Origin of the sequence: Pedobacter sp. MC2016-14 (assembly GCF_020991475.1) — a bacterium.
Classification (GTDB): domain Bacteria; phylum Bacteroidota; class Bacteroidia; order Sphingobacteriales; family Sphingobacteriaceae; genus Pedobacter.
Map to the genome: position 1 here is coordinate 850,617 of NZ_JAJMPA010000001.1, position 22,733 is coordinate 873,349.

Annotated in this window: 17 protein-coding genes; 4 read left to right on the forward strand and 13 right to left on the reverse strand. The window is 38.1% G+C overall.

Annotated features, from left to right (window positions below; genetic code table 11):
- Positions 1–176: 176 nt before the first annotated feature.
- The gene (locus tag LPB86_RS03575) at positions 177–1,496 is read left to right on the forward strand and encodes a DNA recombination protein RmuC (protein ID WP_230641170.1); all 1,320 of its coding nucleotides are present in this window, start codon (positions 177–179) and stop codon (positions 1,494–1,496) included.
- On the opposite strand, the gene thiL is transcribed toward LPB86_RS03575, so the two are convergent.
- On the reverse strand, positions 1,491–2,531 hold the full coding sequence (thiL, locus tag LPB86_RS03580; protein WP_230641171.1) for a thiamine-phosphate kinase: 1,041 nt from the start codon (positions 2,529–2,531) through the stop codon (positions 1,491–1,493). The genes LPB86_RS03575 and thiL overlap by 6 nt on opposite strands.
- Positions 2,532–2,553: 22 nt before the next feature.
- Positions 2,554–3,552, reverse strand: coding sequence for a quinolinate synthase NadA (nadA, locus tag LPB86_RS03585; RefSeq protein ID WP_230641172.1), 999 nt, complete (start codon positions 3,550–3,552; stop codon positions 2,554–2,556).
- A 517-nt stretch (positions 3,553–4,069) separates the two neighbouring features.
- Here nadA and nadB point away from each other — a divergent pair.
- Positions 4,070–5,656 carry an L-aspartate oxidase gene (gene nadB, locus LPB86_RS03590; protein ID WP_230641173.1) on the forward strand — a complete coding sequence of 529 codons (1,587 nt, stop codon included), beginning with the start codon at positions 4,070–4,072 and terminating at the stop codon, positions 5,654–5,656.
- Between the two features lie 10 nt (positions 5,657–5,666).
- Positions 5,667–6,176 carry a gamma carbonic anhydrase family protein gene (locus LPB86_RS03595; RefSeq protein ID WP_230641174.1) on the forward strand — a complete coding sequence of 170 codons (510 nt, stop codon included), beginning with the start codon at positions 5,667–5,669 and terminating at the stop codon, positions 6,174–6,176.
- On the opposite strand, the gene LPB86_RS03600 is transcribed toward LPB86_RS03595, so the two are convergent.
- The 11 genes from LPB86_RS03600 to LPB86_RS03650 all read right to left on the reverse strand — a co-directional run bounded on the left by LPB86_RS03600 (position 6,169) and on the right by LPB86_RS03650 (position 21,291).
- On the reverse strand, positions 6,169–7,761 hold the full coding sequence (locus LPB86_RS03600; RefSeq protein WP_230641175.1) for an Ig-like domain-containing domain: 1,593 nt from the start codon (positions 7,759–7,761) through the stop codon (positions 6,169–6,171). The genes LPB86_RS03595 and LPB86_RS03600 overlap by 8 nt on opposite strands.
- 185 nt (positions 7,762–7,946) lie before the next feature.
- Positions 7,947–9,809 (reverse strand): tRNA uridine-5-carboxymethylaminomethyl(34) synthesis enzyme MnmG, encoded by a 1,863-nt coding sequence (gene mnmG / locus LPB86_RS03605; protein ID WP_230641176.1) that lies wholly within the window; start codon positions 9,807–9,809, stop codon positions 7,947–7,949.
- An 81-nt stretch (positions 9,810–9,890) separates the two neighbouring features.
- A complete protein-coding gene (locus tag LPB86_RS03610; RefSeq protein ID WP_230641177.1) occupies positions 9,891–11,756 on the reverse strand; it encodes an ABC-F family ATP-binding cassette domain-containing protein in 1,866 nt (621 codons plus the stop codon).
- A 262-nt stretch (positions 11,757–12,018) separates the two neighbouring features.
- A complete protein-coding gene (gene ybeY / locus LPB86_RS03615; RefSeq protein WP_230641178.1) occupies positions 12,019–12,456 on the reverse strand; it encodes an rRNA maturation RNase YbeY in 438 nt (145 codons plus the stop codon).
- Positions 12,457–12,465: 9 nt separating this feature from the next.
- Positions 12,466–15,792 (reverse strand): DUF4175 family protein, encoded by a 3,327-nt coding sequence (locus LPB86_RS03620; RefSeq protein WP_230641179.1) that lies wholly within the window; start codon positions 15,790–15,792, stop codon positions 12,466–12,468.
- A gap of 86 nt (positions 15,793–15,878) precedes the next feature.
- Entirely contained in the window at positions 15,879–16,070 is a 192-nt protein-coding gene (locus LPB86_RS03625; protein WP_008241764.1) for a cold-shock protein, read from the reverse strand.
- A gap of 100 nt (positions 16,071–16,170) precedes the next feature.
- A complete protein-coding gene (locus tag LPB86_RS03630) occupies positions 16,171–17,112 on the reverse strand; it encodes a hypothetical protein (RefSeq protein ID WP_230641180.1) in 942 nt (313 codons plus the stop codon).
- 32 nt (positions 17,113–17,144) lie between these two features.
- Positions 17,145–18,011 carry a phosphodiester glycosidase family protein gene (locus tag LPB86_RS03635; RefSeq protein WP_230641181.1) on the reverse strand — a complete coding sequence of 289 codons (867 nt, stop codon included), beginning with the start codon at positions 18,009–18,011 and terminating at the stop codon, positions 17,145–17,147.
- 44 nt (positions 18,012–18,055) lie between these two features.
- Positions 18,056–19,282, reverse strand: a complete 1,227-nt coding sequence (locus LPB86_RS03640) for an alanine dehydrogenase (protein WP_230641182.1) — start codon at positions 19,280–19,282, stop codon at positions 18,056–18,058.
- A gap of 4 nt (positions 19,283–19,286) precedes the next feature.
- On the reverse strand, positions 19,287–19,718 hold the full coding sequence (gene tsaE, locus LPB86_RS03645; RefSeq protein WP_230641183.1) for a tRNA (adenosine(37)-N6)-threonylcarbamoyltransferase complex ATPase subunit type 1 TsaE: 432 nt from the start codon (positions 19,716–19,718) through the stop codon (positions 19,287–19,289).
- A gap of 19 nt (positions 19,719–19,737) precedes the next feature.
- Entirely contained in the window at positions 19,738–21,291 is a 1,554-nt protein-coding gene (locus LPB86_RS03650) for a bifunctional response regulator/alkaline phosphatase family protein (protein ID WP_230641184.1), read from the reverse strand.
- A 106-nt stretch (positions 21,292–21,397) separates the two neighbouring features.
- Here LPB86_RS03650 and LPB86_RS03655 point away from each other — a divergent pair, with 106 nt between their 5' ends.
- A complete protein-coding gene (locus LPB86_RS03655) occupies positions 21,398–22,621 on the forward strand; it encodes an HD domain-containing protein (protein ID WP_230641185.1) in 1,224 nt (407 codons plus the stop codon).
- Positions 22,622–22,733 lie beyond the last annotated feature (112 nt).

A 22,733-nucleotide genomic window follows, 5' to 3' on the forward strand; every position in this document is an offset into this window, starting at 1 on the left:
GTACTACATTTAGAAAAAGCAAATCAATAATTGTTCCTATTTTTTTCGCTGATTATCTGTCAGTATGCAAAAATAAATGTGGGTTTAAATCAATACAGCAATCCTATTAACTTTAAAATACTAAATTATTTGTCAAAACATTAAATTATATGGATTTTTGCTAAAAAAATAATCTAATGGATTACCTCATATACTTATTTCTGCTCATTATCCTGGCTTTTATCATTTACCTCGTTTTAAGAAAACCAGTAGACAATAACGTCAGGTTATTGATGGAAATAAAAGAAAATGAACATCAAAAAACATTGGAGTGGCATAAAGCAGAGAAAATGAGAATTGAAGACGACTTGTCTGATCTTCGTATTAGTTTTATGAATGAGCGCAGCAGGGCAGTTAAAGCAGAAGAAAACCTGCAGGCACAACAAGAAAAGCAACTTCAACAGGAAAAATACATTGCAGAACTACAAACTCGCTTTAAGCTCGAATTTGAAAATATAGCCAACAAAGTACTGGAAGAAAAAACCTCAAAATTTACAGCACAAAATAAAGCTAATTTAGACCTCATATTAAGCCCGCTAAGAGAAAATATAAAGACATTTGAGGCTAAGGTAGAAAAGGTGTATAAAAGTGAGTCAGACGAGCGGAATATACTCAAAGGAGTAATTTCTGAGTTAATGGTTCAAAGTAAACAAATCCAGGAAGATGCAAACAATCTTACTAAAGCCTTAAAGGGAGACAATAAAAAACAGGGAAACTGGGGAGAAATCATACTGGAACGTATTCTCGAACGTTCGGGACTGATAAAAGGAAGGGAGTACCGAATCCAAACTTCATTAAACAGTGAAAATGGTAACAGACTTCAACCAGATGTAATCATAGACCTCCCTGATGATAAACACCTGGTTGTAGATGCAAAAGTATCTTTAGTGGCTTATGAGCGTATGGTCAATGCAGCAACACAGGAAGAACGCGAGGTCTATATCAGGCAGCACTTGTTTTCCATTAAAAACCATATTCAGGAATTGTCCTTCAAAAACTACCAGCATCTTTATCAAATCAATTCTCCTGATTTTGTTATGTTGTTTATTCCTATCGAATCCTCATTTTCCATAGCTGTACAACATGATGCAGAATTATTCAATTATGCCTGGGATAAAAAAGTAGTCATTGTAAGCCCTTCCACTTTACTTGCAACGCTAAGAACAATTGCAAGTGTTTGGAAACAGGAAAGACAAAATAGAAATGTACTGGAAATAGCGCGTTTAAGCGGAAGTATGTATGATAAATTTGTAGGCTTTTTAGCAGATATGGATGCCATTGGCCGCAACATTAAACAATCACAGGATGCTTATGATAAAGCAATTAACAAGTTATCCACAGGTGCAGGAAACCTGTCCAGTACATCAGAAAAGATAAAAAAATTAGGTGCCAAAGCAACAAAGCAAATTGACACCAAATTTATAGATACAACCCTAGCTGATGAGGATATTTTATAATTTAAAGGCATTCCATCCCTGAGCTTTTAGCTCATGAACAACATTAGATTTAGATACCATTTTACATCCCGAATTTTTATCGGTGATGTGGCCTATGATAGAAACGTCTACATCATTTTTTATTTTATCATAGTCTGACTGCTTAATTGTAAACAACAATTCATAATCTTCACCACCATTAAGTGCACATATTGTTGGGTCCAAGCCTAATTCACGTGCAGTTTCATAAGTTACAGGATCTATAGGCAGCTTATCTTCATAAATTGTACAGCCTTTGTCCGACTGCTGACAAATGTGCATAATTTCTGAAGCCAAACCATCTGATACATCAATCATTGCCGTAGGCAATACTTTAATCTGAGCAAGTAAATCTACAATATCCCTGCGTCCTTCAGGTTTTAACTGTCGCTCAATGATATAGTCTTTTCCTTCTAAATCAGGCTGTATATCAGGATTTTCAAGAAAAATCAATTTCTCACGTTCCAAAATTTGTAAACCTACATATGCACCACCTAAATCGCCTGAAACGCAGAGCAAATCTCCTTCTCCAGCTCCATTACGGTAAACAACTTCATCTTTCTCGGCATAGCCAATGCTCGTTACACTAATCACCAACCCTTGTTTACTGGTAGACGTATCACCACCAATCAGATCAATGTTGAATTTATTACAAGCCAGCTCAATACCTTTATAAATTTCTTCTACAGCCTCTAAAGGAAATTTACTAGATAAACCCACAGAAACAGTTACCTGTGTGGCAATACCGTTCATCGCGTAAATATCACTTAAATTTACTTGTATAGCCTTATAACCCAAATGCATAAGTGGCACATAGGCCAAATCAAAATGGATCCCTTCAAGCAGGAGATCTGTAGATATTAAAACCTGCTTACCATCAAAATTTAATACGGCAGCATCATCACCTACACCCTTTATGCTACTTTCGTGTCTTATTTTAAAATTCTCCGTCAGGTGTTTTATTAATCCAAATTCACCTAGTTCTGCCAGATCCGTCCTTCCGCTATTTTCAAACATAATTTCTTTTTTATTTAAGTATTTACAAGCCTAAACCAGCTGATATTTCCAGCATTCTTTCAATAGGTTTTCTTGCATTTACAATGATATCAGCCGGAACAGTAACTTCCGGATATCCATTTTTTAAACACAGGTACAGTTTTTCCAAAGTATTTCTCTTCATGTACGGGCAATCATTACAAGCACAATTGTTATTTGGCGGAGCAGGGATGAAGGTTTTATCCGGACAGGCCTTTTCCATCTGATGGATAATTCCACTTTCTGTAGCTACAATAAATTCTTTTGCATCGCTGTTGATTGCGTATTTTAATAATCCAGTTGTAGAACCAATGTAATCAGCCATTTGCAAAACCTGATCTTCACATTCCGGATGGGCTATAAATTTTGCTGTCGGATGTCTCTCTTTTAAACGGGTAATCTTTTCTCTGGAGAATATTTCATGAACCATACAAGCTCCGTTCCATAAAACAAGATCTCTACCTGTCTTTTTTGCTACCCAGGCACCAAGATTTTTATCCGGACCAAAAATTATCTTCTGATCTGCCGGCAAACTTTCAACAATTTGCACTGCGTTTGTACTTGTACAAACAATATCACTCATTGCTTTAAGTTCAGCCGTACAATTTACGTAAGTGATTACAATATGATCCGGATATTTTTCCTTAAAAATCTTAAATAGGTGAGGAGGGCAGCTATCAGCAAGGGAGCAGCCAGCTTTATAGTCAGGCAATAATACCTTTTTATCCGGCGAAAGGATCTTTGCTGTTTCTGCCATAAAATGAACTCCGGCAAATACAATCACGTCGGCTTCGGTTTTAGCTGCCTCTTGAGAAAGGCCTAAACTATCACCAATATAATCTGCAATATCCTGAATATCAGGTTCCTGATAGTAATGCGCCAGGATAATAGCGTTTTTTTCTTTCTTTAATTTCTCTATTTCCTCAAAAAGATCAAGTGAAGGATCAATGTTTTCCTCAACAAAGCCTTTTCTGTTCAATTCTTCTAATGTATCTGTATTCATCAGCATAGTATTTTTTATTCTTTAGTTCTGGTTATACACCACTAAAGATTTAAACTATTATTCTGTCGCATTCACGACCAAAACTTTTTTTCTTTTTTCCTGGTGTAAAGGTAAGCGCTTTCAACAGTTCAATTAATTATAATTATTTAATATAAATGGATTTCTATTGTTTATTAGTGTGTTGATAATGTTTGTAAGTACATTTTTTTTAGTCTACTTTATGAGTTGTTCTATAGTTACCAACATTTAAAGTGCTTTTTATTTTAATTTTTGTACTGATTTACAATCAGATATTTTTCATTCTAAATACTTATCAATATCAAGATGTGTATTATTTGTTGTGTCTATAAAAGTTAATAAACTCCACAAAGTTGCTCAAAAATAACTTAAAATATATTGATCAATTATCATTTTAGCTTAGCTTTAAACATTCAAAAATATTTGTTCTATTTATTTGTACAAGTATTTAACAATTTTATAAACGTTGTTAACAAAGCGCTTTAATTAGCAGGATTAAATGAGGAAAGTAGATTTTTTAGTTATAGGATCGGGTATTGCAGGCTTAAGTTTTGCTTTAAAGGCTGCCAGGCATGGAAAAGTATTAATTGTTACCAAATCAAATGAAGACGAATCCAATACAAAATATGCACAGGGTGGGGTTGCAGTTGTTGTGGATAAAGACGATTCTTTTGAAAAACATATAGAAGATACGTTAATTGCCGGAGATGGTTTATGCGATAAAGATATAGTAGATATTGTTGTAAAAGAGGGACCTCAGCGCATACAAGAGATTATAGATTACGGAATTAAGTTTGATAAAGATAATGCCGGTGTATATGATCTGGCTAAAGAAGGTGGGCATTCTGAGCACCGTGTACTCCATTATAAAGATGTTACCGGGTATGAAATTGAAAGCGTTTTATTGAAACAAATTCACGAGGATCCGAACATAGAGATATTAACACATTACTTCTGTTTGGAGCTAATTACACAACACCATTTGGGTGAGTTTGTGGATAAGAGCACAAAAGATATCAACTGTTATGGTATATATGCCTTTAATACAGAACATAACGATGTGGAAAAGATATTAGCAAAGGTCACAGTAATGGCATCCGGGGGAGCTGGCCACGTTTATTCCAGTACAACTAATCCTGTAATTGCAACTGGAGATGGAATGGCTATGGTGTATCGTGCCAAGGGAAAAGTTAGAAATATGGAGTTTATTCAATTTCATCCTACAGCGCTTTATAATCCTGGGGAGTATCCTGCATTTTTAATATCAGAGGCCGTTCGGGGTTTTGGAGGTGTACTCAGAAGGAGAAATGGGGAAGAATTTATGTACGAGTATGATGAGAGAGGCTCCTTAGCACCACGTGATATTACAGCAAGGGCTGTTGATGCGGAGATGAAAAAATCAGGTGATGATTTCGTTTATCTTGATATTACGGCTAGAAAAAAGTCAGATATACTTTCGCATTTTCCTAATATTTATGCTAAATGTTTATCCATAGGTATAGATATGACAAAAGATTATATACCTGTTACTCCTGCAGCGCATTACATGTGTGGGGGTATTTTGGTAGACGAGTTTGGAAGATCATCTATTAATAATTTATATGCCTGTGGCGAATGTTCTTCAACTGGTTTGCATGGAGCTAACCGTTTGGCATCGAACTCGCTGTTAGAGGCGCCCGTTTTTGCACATAGAATCTATTTAGACGCAATTGCCCGTTTTAATGAATCTATTATTCCTGATGATATTCCGGAATGGAACGAATTGGGGGTAACACAATCAAATGAAGATATTTTAGTTACCCATAACCTTAGGGAAACGCAGAAGTTGATGAGTGATTATGTTGGAATTGTCCGTTCTGATTTTAGGCTGGACAGGGCAATGCGCAGGTTGTTTTTATTGTATGAGGAGACAGAAGAGTTTTATAAAGGAAATAAAGTATCTGTTAAACTTTGTGAGCTTCGTAATGTGATACAAGTGGCATTTATTATTATAAAATCTGCAAAAGCGCGCAAGGAGAGTAGGGGCTTACATTACACCACGGACTATCCTTTACATGCACCAGAATTAATTGACACCATTTTTTAAAAGGTTACATATGGCTTTGATATTACCAGTAGAAGGCAAAATGCCGGCCTGGGGCGATAATAATTTTATTGCCCCAAATGCAACCATAGTAGGGGATGTTACCATGGGAAATAATTGTTCAGTATGGTTTAATGCAGTGGTTAGGGGAGATGTAAATACCATTACCATAGGTAACGATACAAATATCCAGGATGGTGCTGTGATACATGCCACCTATCTAAAAAATGCTACAGTAATTGGTAACAGGGTATCTGTGGGACATAATGCAATTGTTCATGGATGTATTGTAAAAGACCATGTTTTAATTGGGATGGGCGCTATTGTTATGGATAATGCCGTAGTAGAAGAATATTGTATTATTGGCGCAGGATCTGTTGTTCTGGAACAAACCATTTGTGAGTCTGGTTATCTTTACGCTGGTGCACCTGCAAAAAAGATAAAGCCCATTACTGAAGAGCAAAGGGCTTTATTGAATAAGCTGCCTGACAATTATATCCACTATTCGGATTGGTTTAGATAGCTTCTTTTGGTATGTTTATGGTTTCGTTTCTGTCCCAGTTGGCACGGATAGAAAGTTCTTTAGGTTCATTAAAAATCGGTTCAGGCTGTGTTTTATTGATTACGTTACCAGTATCCCATATTCCGTTTTTATTAAGGTCGTATACAATTCTTACAAAGTATTTACCAGCCCTGTAGTTACTGAAAGTTATGGTGGTATCTTTTTGAATAACCGTACTGTTTATCAGATTTTTTCTTTCGTCCAGGATTTGTAAAATGTAGTTCTTATTAGGCTCCGGAATAACCATTTTTGCCTTTAAAGTACCATAATCATCACGGTTTGCGAGCTCAAATATCTTAGTAAACTCTTTATTTTTGGCGTTAAATATACCGGTGAAGGCTCCTGAGCCAAATTTTATGTCATAGTTGTATTTGGCTAACCATGGATAGTAAACATAGGCCGAAAGTAAATCTGTACTGTCTTTTGTAATTTGCAGGCCGGTTTTAGGAATAGAGTCTTCTAAAAGAGTAATCTTATTTAAATTTATGCTGTCAATTGGTATAGGAAAGGTTAGTTTTAAAGCCTGATTAGGATTAAGCCTGGTACCTTCCAGATTGTCTGAAGGAGTCATATTTCTGGTATAAGTTTCTTTTTTACCCCTTGTAAACTTTACAGTTTGCAGCAATTTGCCCTCATCACTAATGCTAACTTTAGTAGAATCAAAGGACAAATCCATCAGCCATATTTTAACGGAATCATTTGTCTTATTGAATTTCATTTTTTTGGATACATCTATATTTGATGGCTCCAGTATGGTGATAGAAGGCTTTTTTAAACGTTGATTAAAGTTCATGGTAATGCTTCCATCAGTATTCAACTTTCTGTCATTAATTCTAAATGTAGTGGCATTTTCTTTAAATATTCTAAGTTTTAAACTATCTATATTTTGGTTCAATACAATAGAATCTTTTATAAAAGCCACTTCGTCTGAGAGCTGTTGGTAGATTTTATCACTGCTTTGTTCCTTAATGGCATATACCCTATAGGTTCCTTTTCTTAAATTGCTGAGTTTGAAGTTGCCACTGCTGTCTGTGGTTGAATAAATAGAGGGTTTCCTTTTACCAAATATGGTATCACGTTCAATCGGAATAATGAATGCCAGTGCGTCCAATTCAGGAAGTCCGGTTAAGGCATTCACTACCTTTCCGGTAATACTCAAAGAATCCAATTGAGGACCTGTACTAAATACATAGGTAAAATTCTTTAAGGCATTGCTTTCATTGATGTCTGCAATAGATTTTCCAAAGTTGAGCGTGTAAGTAGTATTCTTTTCAAGCGTATCTAAAAATTCTACTTCCAGCGTTTTCTTTTTTATTTTGAGCGTAGGTAGGCGCTCCATATCAGGCGAAACTGAAAATTCCTTAAACTGATCATTCAGTTTAAAAAATTCGTCAAACTCAATAACCACTTTTTTGGCTTTGAAATTGGTAACCAAATTATTTGGTGTCATGCTCAGTACAACTGGTGGTTTGGTGTCTCTTGGGCCTCCTTCTACCATTTGGGGGCTCGCACAACCATAATATAAGCCGATGCATAAAAATAGCATCAAAAAAGTAGGTCTAAAGTATGTGTTCCTTGTATTGGTCATTTAAATGGGCTCTATTTAATTTTGTCGCTTTTTTAATGATTATGTCTTGCAATTTTTAAAAATGCTTTATATGGCTTTATTTGAGGTCTAATTTAGAGGAGGTTTTTTACAATATAGAATATTGATTATTAATTAGTTATATATTATTTACTGATATGGACCATTAAAACTGAGATATCTGAAGGAGAAACACCAGAAATTCTTGAGGCCTGGCCTAATGTTCGCGGTTTTATTTTTAATAATTTTTCTCTCGCTTCTTTTGAAAGTGAAATGAGCTGACTATAGTCAAAATTTGGATTGATGTCTTTATCCTCCATCTTTTGCATTTTGTTCACAATTTCCTGTTCTTTTTCAAAATAGCTTTCATACTTAATTTTTATTTCAGCCTGTTCAATGGTTTCTTTATCGTATGCATTAAGAAGGTCATTGAATTGCGGACTTACTGATCTGATGTCATCGATGCCTACTTGTGGCCTGCTTAATAAACTAAATAGCTTTACATTTTGTGTGAGCGCTGCCGTATTTAAACTTTCCAGCAAGGCATTAGCCTGAGACATCTCGACACCTTGTTTTCTTGTGAAGGCAACTATGGCGTCAGAATTTTCTACTTTGGCATTCACAAGATCCATACGTTCCTGATTTACCAGACCCAATTCAAAACCAATAGGAGAGAGGCGGATATCTGCATTATCCTGACGAAGCAATAGACGGTGCTCTGCCCTGGATGTAAACATTCTATATGGCTCCTCTGTTCCCTTGGTAACCAAATCATCTATTAAAACACCTATATAAGACTCTGAACGTTTCATGATCAGTTCATGTAGGTCATGAACTTTCTGATGCGCATTAATCCCAGCTATAAAGCCCTGACTAGCAGCCTCTTCGTAGCCTGTAGTACCGTTAATTTGTCCTGCAAAGAATAAATTGGCTATTTTTTTAGTTTCCAGTGTCAATGACAATTGTGTAGGTGGAAAGTAATCATATTCTATGGCATAACCTGGACGAAACATCTTAGCATTTTCAAATCCAGGAATTTGAATTAAGGCTTTATATTGTACATCTTCAGGAAGGGAAGTAGAAAATCCATTTACATAGATTTCGCAAGTATTCCATCCTTCTGGCTCTACAAAAATCTGATGACGTTCGCGTTCGGCAAAGCGGTTGATTTTATCTTCAATAGATGGACAATACCTTGGACCTAGTCCTTTAATTCTACCCGTAAACATAGGTGATTTTTCGAAGCCTTCTTTAAGGGTTTCATGAACTGCAGTATTGGTGTAGGTTATCCAGCAACATCTTTGTTCAGTTGGCCTCGGTACATTTTGATAAGAAAATCTTCCTGGATTTACGTCGCCCCATTGTTCCTCCATCAGTGAATAATTGAGGGATCTTCCATCAATTCGTGGTGGAGTCCCGGTTTTCATTCTACCAGCTTCGAAGCCAAGCGATACCAATTGTTCGGTTAAACCTGTCGCGGATTTTTCTCCGGTACGACCGCCACCGAATTTTTTCTCTCCAATATGGATCAATCCATTTAAAAAGGTACCATTAGTCAAGACCACAGCTTTACCTTTTATCTCTACGCCGATGGAAGTTTTTACACCCACAACGGTATTGTTTTTGATTAAAAGACTGCTCACCATGTCTTGCCAAAAATCTACATTTGGCGTTCTTTCTAATGCTAATCTCCACTCTTCAGCAAATCTTTTCCGATCATTTTGGGCACGCGGGCTCCACATTGCAGGTCCTTTTGACAAGTTTAACATCCGAAATTGCAGGGTAGTTTTATCTGCGATTACGCCAGAGTAGCCGCCCATTGCGTCAATTTCCCTTACAATTTGGCCTTTTGCAACACCTCCCATTGCGGGGTTGCAACTCATTTGGGCTATAGTTTCCATGTTCATTGTGATCAGCAAAACGGACGATCCAAGGTTAGCAGCGGCCGCTGCCGCTTCACATCCTGCATGTCCTGCACCTACTACAATTACATCATATTCTTTAAACATATTCAGTATATCTAGGATGTTTCACGTGAAACGTAAGGCCTCAAAGAGACGATCTCAGTACTTTGTTTCACGTGGAACGTTTTATTCTACATCTTCAGAAAGTTCCAGCCAGCGGCTCATAACGCGGTCTAAATCGCTTTTAAGCGTCGTTATTTGCTCGCTTACTTCCTGTATTTTTTTATAATCTGCACTATCAATCGTTAATAGGGAAGAAGTCATTTCTTCAATTTTAGCTTCTAGTTCCTGCATTCTTACTTCTGCATCTTCCAGCTCTTTCTGCTCCTTATAGCTTAATTTTTTAGGGGATGGTGTCGCTGCAGGTGCTTCTGTTTTCGCAGATTTTGAAACTGGCTTTTCTTTCGCTGTTTCTAAACTAAGCCTGTGCTCGGAGTAATTTCCATTGTAAATAGTTACTTCGCCATTTCCTTCCATGATAAATAACTGCTCACTCATTTTATCTAGAAGGTACCTGTCATGTGATACAAGAATTAATACCCCAGGAAAGTTTTCTAAAAATTCTTCCAGTACATTTAAAGTGTCAATATCCAAATCATTCGTTGGCTCATCTAGAATAAGGAAGTTAGGATTTTGCATTAGGACCTTCATCAAATGCAAACGTTTCTTTTCTCCACCACTTAACTTCTCTACCATTCCATGTTGTTTCTTTGGAGGAAAGAGAAATAGGGTAAGCAACTGCGAAGCTGTAATCATAGAACCATCTGCCATTTTAATATATTCGGCATCCGATTTTACAATATCAATTACGCGTTCTTTTTCATTAAAGGCTAAACCGCCTTGTTTGTAATATCCATAAACTGTCGTTTCCCCCTTGCTTACATTTCCTTTTTCAGGATCCAAAAAGCCAGTAATGATATTTAGTAAAGTAGATTTTCCTGTACCGTTTTTGCCGGCCAAACCAATTCTATCTGCACGTTTAAATGTGTAGGTAAAATCATTGATGATGTTTATGCCATCGAAAGATTGACCAATGTGGTCAAGTTCCAAAATCTTTCCTCCCTGGCGGGCCATCTTCATGTTTAAGTTTACGCTTTGGTTGTCCGATCGCTGTTTCGTTTTTTCGTCAAGATCGTAGTAGGCATTTATTCTGGATTGTGATTTCGTGCCACGTGCCTGGGGCATTCTGCGCATCCATTCCAGTTCCTTTTTTAATAAATTTTTATTCTTTTGAAAGGTGCTTTCATCGGCCGCCTCGCGCTCCGCTTTGCGTTCCAGAAAATAAGCATAATTACCATTATAAGTATACATTTTACCACGGTCAAGTTCTACAATGTTATTGCATACATTATCCAGAAAATACCTGTCGTGGGTAACGAGTAATATGGTTTTATTGCCAGAAGTCAGTAAGCTTTCCAGCCACTCAATGGTGTCTATGTCCAGGTGGTTGGTTGGCTCATCCAACACATAAATGTCAGGATCTTCAATCAACAACTTGGCAAGGGCAAGCCTCTTTTTCTGTCCGCCAGAAAGGGTAGCTATTTTTTGCTGCAAATGCGTAATGCCCATGCGGCTTAAAATTGTTTTAATTTCGTGCTCATACTCCCAGGCATTGTGCTCGCTTAGTTCCTCGTATAACCTATTTAATGTTTTTTCATCAGGATTTGGGTCTTCTATGAGTTCTTCATACTCTTTAATAAGCTGTTGTTGTTTGTTTTCCAGCGAGAAAATAAAGTCACTAATACTGTAACCATCTGGAAATGAGGGTTCTTGGTCTAAGAAACCAATTTTAACTGCCTTGTTTTTTACAATCTTTCCTTCCAATGGATTGAAACGCTCGGCCAGAAGTTTTAGTAAGGTGCTTTTTCCGGCACCATTGATGCCAACTAACGCAACGCGCTGCCCAGTCTGGATACCTAGCGTTAAATTTTTAAAAAGCCATTCGTCATGATAGGCATGGCCTAAGTTTTCAGCTGCAATTAATGTACTCAAAGTATAGTTTTAACGATTTGTGTGATAAGAAATTATTGCAAAAGTAAGCAATAATTCGAGTACTCTGCGATATTAGGTATACGAATGACGTGTTGCAAACACTTTCAGGATTCCTCCCAACCATAAGGGGAGCAAAAGCACGCCAAAGCCAAACCAAAGGCACACTAATCCCAGGCCAAACGCACAGGCTGTGTGTGTTCTCTGTGCGTTCTGTGTGCGTTCTCTGTGCGTTCTCTGTGCGTTTGCTCCGGACCAGGTACGCTTAAGCTAGATAAGTGTTCAATAAGAGGAAGTGATCTTCCTTTTGAGTCATCACAATTTTTGCTGCTTTTGTTTTGTCGGGGTATCCCAATAAATGCAAAGTGCCATGGATCATCACGCGGCAAAGTTCCTGAAAAGTGCTGCTCTTAAAAGTCTTCGCATTTTCCTGGATTCGCTGTATACTGATAAATATATCTCCTGTAATCGTTTTAAGCTCCTCTGAGTTATCAAAAGTGATGACGTCGGTATAAGTGTCATGATTGAGGTATTGTTGGTTTATAGCCAGTAAATACTCGTCTGAGCAAAAAATGAAACTAAGCTCGCCCAATTGATAGCCTTCGGCAATAATGGCATCATAAATCCATTGTCTTATTCCCCGCTTATGTTTTAGGGTATAAGAAACATCTTCAGTATAGAAATTTATTGCAATTTTGCCCATGTTCTTAGATTATGGGGCCGAATTTAGTAATTTAAAATATTCTGTTATCCGATTCTTATAATAGTCGTTTAAATTCAACTGTAGTTTTTGAAGAAATTCAGTTTCATTTTGCCGCTGATTTTTAAACTCGGTAATTTTTTTCTGGTAAGAGGGTGGAAATGCTTTTCCGCTTTTACTTTCCCTCTTGCCGTCCTGTTCTTGTTCCTGTTCTGCTTTTTCTGCTTCAAGGAGTTTTGTGAGTAATTCTTTCTGGCGGTTCAGTGTTGCCTGTTCAATTTTTTTATTTACCAGTTCCATTTCAGTGGTTTTCATGTCCTGAATGGTCTGGTTCAAATTGCCCATTTTTCCGGTTCCGTTTTTATTGTCCTCCCTGTTAATCTTTTGTAATGCCTCTCTGATCATTTGCTGCTCTTGCGCCATTTTTGCAAATTCCTGTCCCATAGTGCCTTTTGGAGCGGAACCTTTATTGCCCTCTTTTTGCATTTTGTCTTTGGCTTGTTGCATTGCCTTGTTTAATTGCTGCTGCATTTGTTGCAACTGTTGCATGCTTTGCTTTTTACCCTTTCCTTTTCCACTTTTCGCATTTTTTTGCGCATTTTGCAGTTGCTCCAGGGTTTCATTTAACATTAGGGCAAGGTTATTGACGGCTGTCATGGTGTATTGCTGGTTTCGCGCTGCAAGGGAAATTTGTCTTTCTCCCAACTCTTCCAGGCTTTTGTCTATATTAAACCTGATTTTCTCCATTTCATCATTAACCGTTTTTTCTATTTCCGGTACTCGTTTGCTTAAGGAGAAGAGGCTATCCGCTACGGTCTTCATGTTGTCTTTAATGCCGCGCTGTTTCTGAACGTTGGGGGTAAAAGAGGGATCATTACTGTTCATTTTTCTCAAGGCAAGCATTACTTTTTCCTGCTCAAAAGATACTTTTAAGAGATTTTCCAGCAAATGGCGCAGTTCCCGGGCATTCAGGTCTGTTTCCTTCTCTTCACCTTCCTGTTGTTCCTGGTTCATTTTATCAGCCAGCTGTTCCATTTGTTCTGCGGCTTTTTCCTGGCTTTCAGCCGCTTTACTTTTGTCTTTTTTACTAAGCTGCTGCTCGCTATCCTTTTGTTGTTGCTGTATTTTTTCAGTTTCCTGAGCCGGATTTTCAAAAGCATTAGGGCGTTCCAGCTGCTGGTTTTTCTCAGCGAGGTCTTCTATCTCCTTTTTAAGGCCATTAAATTGTTCAGTGAGCTTATTTTGCGCTTCCTGTAAAGATTTTAATGCTTTGGGTTCAGCAGATTTATCTGCAGCAGTCTGTTTAGCCAGGGCTTTTTGTTCGGCGGCGAGTTCGTTTAAACGTGTGGTTTTATCCTGCAGGTTTTGTTCAAATTCCAGTTGTTTATACAATTCCAGGATTCTGTCCAGTTCTTTCTTAAGCGATTTATTGTCTGATTGCATGTTAGACAGTTCCTGTTGCGTCTGGTCTTTATTATTTTTATCCATCAGGGCCTGCAGTTTTTGCAACAATGCCTTGGTTTTCTCGTCCAGCGCATTGTCAAACAGCTGGTCTATTTGCTTTTGTTTTTCTGCCAGTTCGTCCTTTAGTTGCTTGTTTTCCTGCTTATCAAAGGTGTTTTTTTCATTCCTCTTTTTAATATCGTTTACTGCTTCCTGAAGGTCTCTTTGTTTTTGCAGCAGTTGTTCAATCTGCTTTTTATCTTCAAAGGTAATCTGCTTTTTATCCAGTAAGCCCTCTGCTAATTTTTTACTTTCTTTTTCTAAAGCACTGGCAAGTTTAATGGTATATTCCATTTTGTTTTTTAAGGCTGTAGCACTTTCTTCCATCTTTTCCGCAACTTGTTTCGTGCTAAGTGCCTGATAGGTTTTAATTTCTGAACGTACTTTCTTTGCCCCGTTTACACCATCGTTGTCCGCTACTTCAAAGTAATACGTTAAAGCCTGACCCGGTTTTAACGAAACGGTATTGAGGTCCCAAAAGTAGAAAAAAGAATGCTGTAGCTGGTTCTTGCCATAGGCAATGGTTTTGGTATAGGTAACAGCAGGGCCGCCATCCTGCTGTAGGGTATAACAAAATTTTAAGCTGCTAAACCCATGGTCATCTGCAATTGCTCCATTAAAATATAGCGCTTTACTACTTAAAGAATCCGCGCTTTGGCCAATAGAAATGGTAGGGTATTGATCTGCAACCACGTTAATTTGATGAACCAGGGAGTCTGATTGCACCAAAATGTTGTTTTTGGGTGAGATTTGATAGGAAGAATTTTTTCTCACCCTGGCGCTAAAAGTAGATTCATCGCCATTCACTTTTAACATATTTGCTTTCTGGTCCAGAATAAAAAGCAATTCATTACTGTTTGCGGTATGTACTTTCCAGGTTACAACCGTTCCTTCCGGGATCAGAAGGTCACTTACGTTTTGCCGGATTTCATTCTTTTTTTGAAGATAGGCGGGATACCTGAATTCTGCACTAACATTTGTAATTGCCGGACGGGCTTTTACTTGAATTTCATAAGATTTAGAATTGAAGCCTCCTGCAGAAAAGCGGAATACTTTATCTTTTTGAATGTTCTTAAAAGTATAGTGAAAATGGCTAATATTTTCTTTTTCAAGTTTGTAAGTGTTTAAGCCTTCGGTAACATATACCTCCTGTGGCAATTCATTTCCCTTCAGCTCAAGGTTTAGATTAAGGTCATCACCCTGAACTACCGGCGTATTTTCATTTTTTAGCACAAAATCAAAGGGCGCCGCAGGAAGTATTTCCCTGTTATATTGTACAAAGCTATGGGTTCCATCTCTCAAAACTGCAGGTGCCAGCAAAGCAATGAGCAAGATAATGGACAATGGGATAAAGATGTATCTGATGTATTTTTTGTTGTCCTGAAGCTGGATTGCCCTCGTAAACGGGATTGGTTTCAGTTCAGCTATTTTTTGATCTATCCCGGCAAGAATGAGCAAATTATTTCCTGGCGACTGGTCTGCAAGCGCTTTAAGCTGTAATGTATTGACCAATTTATCTTTAACTGTAAAAAAATGAGCGCCAATCAACTGTGCGGCCTCTTCAATACTGATGTTTTTGCTTAATTTAAACAGTGCTGCTGCTGGTTTTAAGATCCAGAATGTAAGGCCAAATGCCAATATGGCTAATAAAGAGAAAAAGAAGACGGTTTTGGTCGCAACAGAAGGTTGAATGGACCAGGTTGCGGTAAAGGCGATGAGGTAGAGGGCGCCGAGTAATGAAATGGTATAAATAAGCCCACGCAGAAGTTTATTGAGGTAAAACTTGCGGGTAAACTCATTGATCCTGGAAACTAGAAGGGCATAGTTATCTTCCATAATCATAAAAGTACAAAAGCATAGGCACAAAAAAAAGCTTCCCAACTAAGTTAGGAAGCTTGTACGCGTTAGTGGTTATAATAATTCTAGATTACTTTAACATTGATCGCATTCAGACCTTTTTTACCGCTTTCAACATCGTATTCTACTTTGTCATTTTCACGGATTTCATCGATTAGGCCTGTTGAATGTACAAAAATTTCGCTATCGCCATTTGCAGGGATAATAAATCCGAAACCTTTAGTTACATTAAAAAATTTTACTGTTCCTTCTTGCATTGTATTAGTTATTATAAAAATTAAGTGTGCAAGGTAGTAATTATTTTTTTATAAAATGCAAATGCTTCATTTTTTGGTAAATATAAATTTTGATGGGTGTTTAAACGCCTTTCTTTCCTGTTACTAAAACAGTGATTTCACTGGAATGAGGCATATTTAAGGTGGTGCCGGGTTTAATTTTAAATAAATTTTCCAGATAAACTTTTATAATTCCCTGGAGTACTTTTTTTCGTACTTCATGGTATTCAGGGATTTCTCCCCAGAATTTACCTAGATACATCCGGCCTTGGGCATCTACAATTACCGTAAATTCATATGCAAAATCTTTGTATGCATTTTGTATTTTAATCTTGTAGCGGGGATACAAATAATCGTATGCCTGTGTTTTCCCATTCAATACATCTACCGAGCTCAGTTTTTCTATCGAAACTGCTTTACTAAGTGGTATCAGCTCTACCGGTTGCCTGGCCGCGAATGCACTGTCTATATCTCCCGGATTGCGATTTGATACTTCCGACCGCTCTTTTATAAATGCCGTATCAGCAGCCGTAGGGCGCTGAAGTTCTTCTGCCGTAGTGTGAAGTACATCTTTGATGTAGGCATCTGCATAGTATGTAATGTTTACATCAGAACGGATGTCTTTTGCGATCTCTTTATTGTTGACCTGAAGGCGTTGAAAAACAAGACTGTCTTTACTGATCTTTTTAAAACGAAAGTACTCTTTTGCAAAATTATATACATCTCCATGATCGTAAAGAAGATGAAAGGGCTGCATGATTTTTTTCTGCGGACTGTAGGCCATAATGGTGTCGTTGGAATAAAACTCCACAATCCAGCTTGGTTCTTGCTGAAAGCCCAGCGTATCAAAGGAAAGGCCATTACTAAACCTGCGTTTTACTTCCGTGTACCTAATCCCTTTTATTGCTGTAAAATCCAGCTTCTTCAATTCAGTGCTATCACCATTTTTTTTAGGTGCATTGTTACAGCCCCCAAGGCTGATTCCCGTTAGCAATATGATCAGCAAACGATTTACTTTTCCCATGTTTTTTACAATCTCCCGCAAATATATCAGCCTTATTTTTGTAATAGAATAACGTTGGCTACATTTCTTTCGCCTTCATGGTCCCATTTTTTATTGTCAGAAGGGTAATTGATTACACCATTATTTGGAAAGTCTTTTACCCATAAAGTTGTAGAGCCACCTCCATCAAGGTTTATAGCTGCCTTGCAACCCAGCCAGCGCATTATTTTAGTCAGCTCCGGCAAACTCATTCCCTCAGCGTTACTATTTCTTCCATCTACGGTAAGTATAATTAGCTTGCCATTATTTTTAATGCCGATGCAAGTTCTGGGATGTCTTACTGTGTTAAAAGAATCGGTAAGGCTAATCAATTCATCCATTCCGTTGTAGATCAGGAGCGGCCCGCTTACCATAACATTTTCAGCGGTTATTTTTTGCTCCCAGTTGTCGCTGCCGTCCCACTTTTCAATCTGCAATCTTCCATTTGTAATCGCAATTGCGGCACGTTGATGTATGGCCCGTACACTGTCTTTTAGAAGTCGGTTGTTGGCCAGTACCCGGCCGTCCTTCTTGATAAAATCTACAGCACCACCATTTTTAACGTCGAAAAATGAGCCATTTACTGCAGCTAGCGCATTAGCTTTATCGCCGAAAATACTTACAGGCTTTAAGAGCGTATCTTCCGCTCCAATGATCAACCGGGATGATTTGCCCTTGTTTTTTATCTCCAGGTAACTGATGTTTTCATTTGCCTTAAAAAGTTCTTTCTCCTTAAAGTGGAAGCGGATCAGTTTAATTTTTGGCGCAATTTTTTGCTTGTTCCATTTGGCTTTTACCAGCGCTAAAGAATCTGTGTTTTGTGCAGTGACGGCACATGCCGAGAAGAAAATCAGGGAGCTAAAGAGTAATTTTCTGAACATAATTGAAGTGTTTTACACTTAATAATTTGCAGGAATATTTAAATTTACTGGTTGGCGGCAACCAATAGCTCAATGTCTTTAAAAGGAAGATTAAACATGTTGGCCAGGTCTTTACTTGTCAGGTGTCCCTGATAGGTATATAGGGCATTTCGGATGCCCGGTTTGTTCCATACTACGTTCATCAGCCCACCCATATCGCCTATATCAACCAGAATTGGGGTAAAGATATTTGTCAGTGCATAAGAAGCCGTACGTGGAACCCTGGATGCGATATTAGGTACACAGTAATGAATGACATCGTATTTTCTAAAAACAGGATCTTTATGATTAGTTACCTCCGAAGTTTCAAAACAACCACCCTGATCAATGCTAACATCAATCACTACAGAATCAGGCTTCATACGGCTCACCGTTTCTTCCATAACCAAACAAGGACTGCGGCCATGTGAAGCACGAATGGCACCAATGACTACATCACAGGTGGTAATGGCCTTACCCAGCACAATAGGCTGCATTACAGAGGTAAAAACACGACTTCCAAGATTGTTTTGCAGCCTTCTTAGCCTATAAATGGAGCTGTCAAACACTTTTACTTCTGCACCAAGCGATAAGGCGGTCCTCGCTGCATATTCGCCCACTGTGCCTGCGCCTAAAATTACAATTTCTGTTGGCGGTACGCCTGTAAAACCACCCAGCATAAGGCCTTTTCCGCCGTTTACATTGTTAAGGTATTCTGAAGCAATGAAAATAGAGGTTGCGCCTACAATTTCGCTCATTGCCCGCACTACACTCAATACATTCCCTTCATCACGGATATGTTCAAAACACAGGGCATTTATTTTTTTGTCCAGGAGGGCCTTAATGAAGGTTTCTTTGAGGGAGCCCATTTGCAGGGCCGAAATAAGCGTCTGACCTTTATGCATCAGTGCAATTTCATCCAACATTGGCGGCGCAATTTTGACAATAATATCGGCGTTAAAGACCTCCTTTTTATCAAAACAAATGATTGCGCCCTGTTCACTATAATCACGGTCAGAAAAATTGGCGCCAACCCCAGCACCACTTTCAATCATCACTTTATGTCCGTTACTAACCAGCAAGGCCACTGAAAGCGGTGTCAGTGCTATTCTGTTTTCCTGAAAAGAGACTTCCTTCGGGATCCCGATGTACAAGCTATTGCTTTTGTTTCCACTTTCGCACATGGTCTCTTTAGGCTGTATCAATCCCTGATGTGCAATAGAAGCCATTCCTTCACGTAATCCTGTTGACATTGTTCTAGTGGTTTATTGTTGTGAAAAGCAGTTTTCTTTTTTCCGGCCCTAATATACTAATTTGAATTTTAATATAATTTTCCTGCAAAAGGAGTGCTGCAATTTTTTCCGGCCACTCAATCAGGCAGATGTTCCCAGAATCAAAGTAATCTTCATAGCCAATATCATATGCTTCCTGCAGGTTTTTGATCCTGTAAAAATCAAAATGATAAATGACCTCACCGTCTCCTTCATACTCGTTTACAATAGAAAAAGTAGGACTGGAAACGGTTTCTGTAACACCAAGGGCAGCACAAATCTCTTTGATAAAGGTGGTTTTTCCTGCACCCATTTCGCCCTCAAAAATAAAGAGCTTTTCCTTATTTTTTCCTGCAAGTGTAATCAATGCGTTTGCTGCTGCTTTTAAATCAGAAAGCTGGTTGACTTCAAATTCCATGCTGCAAATATCAGAAAAACTATCTTGAACTATAAGTTGCTATGGGTATAATCATCTCCTCCAGAGATATTCCTCCATGCTGAAAAGTTTCATTGTAATAGTTTACAAACTGGTTGTAGTTATTCTGGTATACAAAATAGCGGTCTTCCTTCGCAAAAATGTAATTTGAACTGATGTTAATTTTTGGCAATTGTGCTTCATGTGGGTTCTTGATCAGAAAAACCTCTTTCGCATTGTAATTTAAATTACGGCCCTGCTTGTAACGTAGGTTCGTATTTGTATTTCTGTCCCCAATCACTTTGCTGGCATGTTTTACCCTTATCGTACCATGATCAGTAGTAATCACTACTTTCACCTGCTTTTGCGAAAGCTTTTTAAGCAGTTCCAGCAGCGGAGAATGCTCAAACCAGGATAAGGTTAATGATCTGTATGCCGCATCATCATTTGCCAATTCACGAATCATCGCCATGTCGGTACGGGCATGCGAGAGCATGTCTACAAAATTGTAAACAATCGCGTTCAGCTCATTCTGCATCAGGTTATTTACCTGTTCAGTTAGCGCTTTTCCATCGTCATAAGTTAATATTTTATGATAACTGAATTTACAGTCTTTACGCAGGCTTCTTTTGATCTGATCGGCCAGAAAAGCTTCCTCGTACATGTTTTTTCCACCCTCGTCATCGTCATTCTGCCACATGGTTGGAAAACGTTTCTCCATTTCAAGCGGCATTAAACCAGAAAATATCGAGTTTCGGGCATATTGTGTAGCGGTAGGCAAAATGCTGGTGTAAATATCTTCGTCATCCAAACGGAAGTGCTCCCTTATTAAAGGGTCTATGATTTTCCACTGGTCGTAACGAAGGTTATCAATCAAAATAAAGAAAACAGGGGTGGTGTCGTTAATCAGCGGCAATACTTTCTTCTTTAACAGCTCATTAGAAAGCAAAGGGGCTTTTCCCTTTCCGTTTACCCAACTCAGGTAATTGTCTTCAATAAACCGGGAAAATTGGGTATTTGCCTCAGATTTTTGCATCGTCAGGATTTCGTGCATCTGCGGGTCGTCAAGTTTCTCCAGCTCCAGTTCCCAAAAGATCAGCTTTTTGTACACATCAATCCATTCCTGATGGCTTAGCTTATCGTTTAGCGTCATGCCCAATTTTCTAAAATCCTGCTGATAAGCCATTGACGTTTTTTCACTCACCAAACGCTTATTGTCAATCAATTTTTTAATGGTTAGCAAAACCTGCTTTGGGTTTACCGGTTTAATAAGGTAGTCATCTATTTTTGAACCAATGGCATCTTCCATCAGGTTTTCCTCTTCGCTCTTGGTAATCAATACCACAGGGATGTCATTCTTAAGGTTTTTTATAGCAGAGAGCGTTTCAATGCCGCTCATGCCCGGCATGTTTTCATCCAGAAAAACAAGGTCAAAGTGCTCTTTTCCAAAAGCTTCAAGTGCATCGTTGCCGTTTGTAAATGTAGTTACGTGGTAACCTTTCTCGTTTAATAAAAGTATATGTGGTTTTAATAAGTTGATCTCATCATCTGCCCATAGAATTTTGGTTTCCTGCATTACGGAGTGTGTATAGTAAAAATTAAAAGTTTAAAAAGAAACATCTCTTTCTAAAGTATGAATTAAATTAGCAATTTTTGTACCGTATAACATATTTTAACATAGTTTGAACAAAAAGAAAATCATTAACGACCCTGTTTATGGGTTCATCAATATACCCTCCGCACTAGTCTTTGACCTTATATCTCATCCTTATTTTCAGCGCTTAAGGTATATTAAGCAATTGGGAATGACGCATTTAGTCTATCCTGGTGCTTTGCATACCAGGTTCCATCATGCCCTTGGCGCTATGCATTTAATGAGCCTGGCCATTGAGGTACTGAAAGGAAAAGGGCATGACATTTCAAAGGAAGAAGAGGAGGCAGCAACCATCGCCATTTTACTACATGATATTGGTCATGGTCCTTTTTCGCATGCGCTGGAACACTCGCTGGTTAACGGGATTAAACATGAGGATATTTCTATGCTGATTATGGAAAAGCTGAATGCGGCCTTTGGTGGCAGACTTTCGCCGGCAATTGAAATATTTAAAGGAAATTGTAAAAAGAGGTTTTTACATCAGCTCATTTCCGGTCAGCTTGATCTTGACAGAATGGATTACCTAAACCGGGATAGTTTTTTTACGGGCGTTAGTGAGGGGGTAATTAGTTTTGACAGGATCATAAAGATGTTTAATGTGGTGGATGATGACCTGGTAATAGAAGAGAAAGGGGTTTATTCCATTGAAAACTTTCTAATTGCCCGCCGGCTGATGTATTGGCAGGTTTATTTGCATAAAACCGTGATTTCCGGCGAGCAACTGCTGGTTAAAATTTTAGAGCGGGCAAAAGAGTTATCGGCCCGGGGAGAAACGCTTTTCGCAACACCTGCTTTACAGCATTTTTTGCAGAACGATGTTCGTGAAGAAGCGTTTTTTAGCGCTGATCTTCATTTGGAAAAGTTCCTTAAGCTGGATGATCAGGATATTTTTGCCTCTGTAAAGGTATGGGTTGACCATCCCGATCAAATTTTATCTAAACTGTGCGAGATGCTCACCAAAAGAATCCTCTATAAAATAGAGATCACAAATGATGCGCAGGATGAGGCCAGGGTGCAGCTGTTAAAAGAAAATATCGCGGCAACATTAAACATTACTGTAGCGGAATCGAGATATTTTGTGTTTACTGATGTAATTAGAAACAGGGCATATAATGCTGGCAACAGCAACATTAATATTTTATTGAAAAATAACACGTTAATAGATATTGTAAAAGCGTCTGATTTATCCAATTTAGAATCTTTGGATAAAACAGTGAAGAAGCACATTTTATGCTATCCAAGGATTATTTAGCATTATTTAACAAAACTATTAATGAATTATCCTTTGTTTTAGGGTTTGAAAATGGAAGGTATGAAATAAATAACCTGTCAGGGTTTATTTGTTCATATCAATTTAACATATA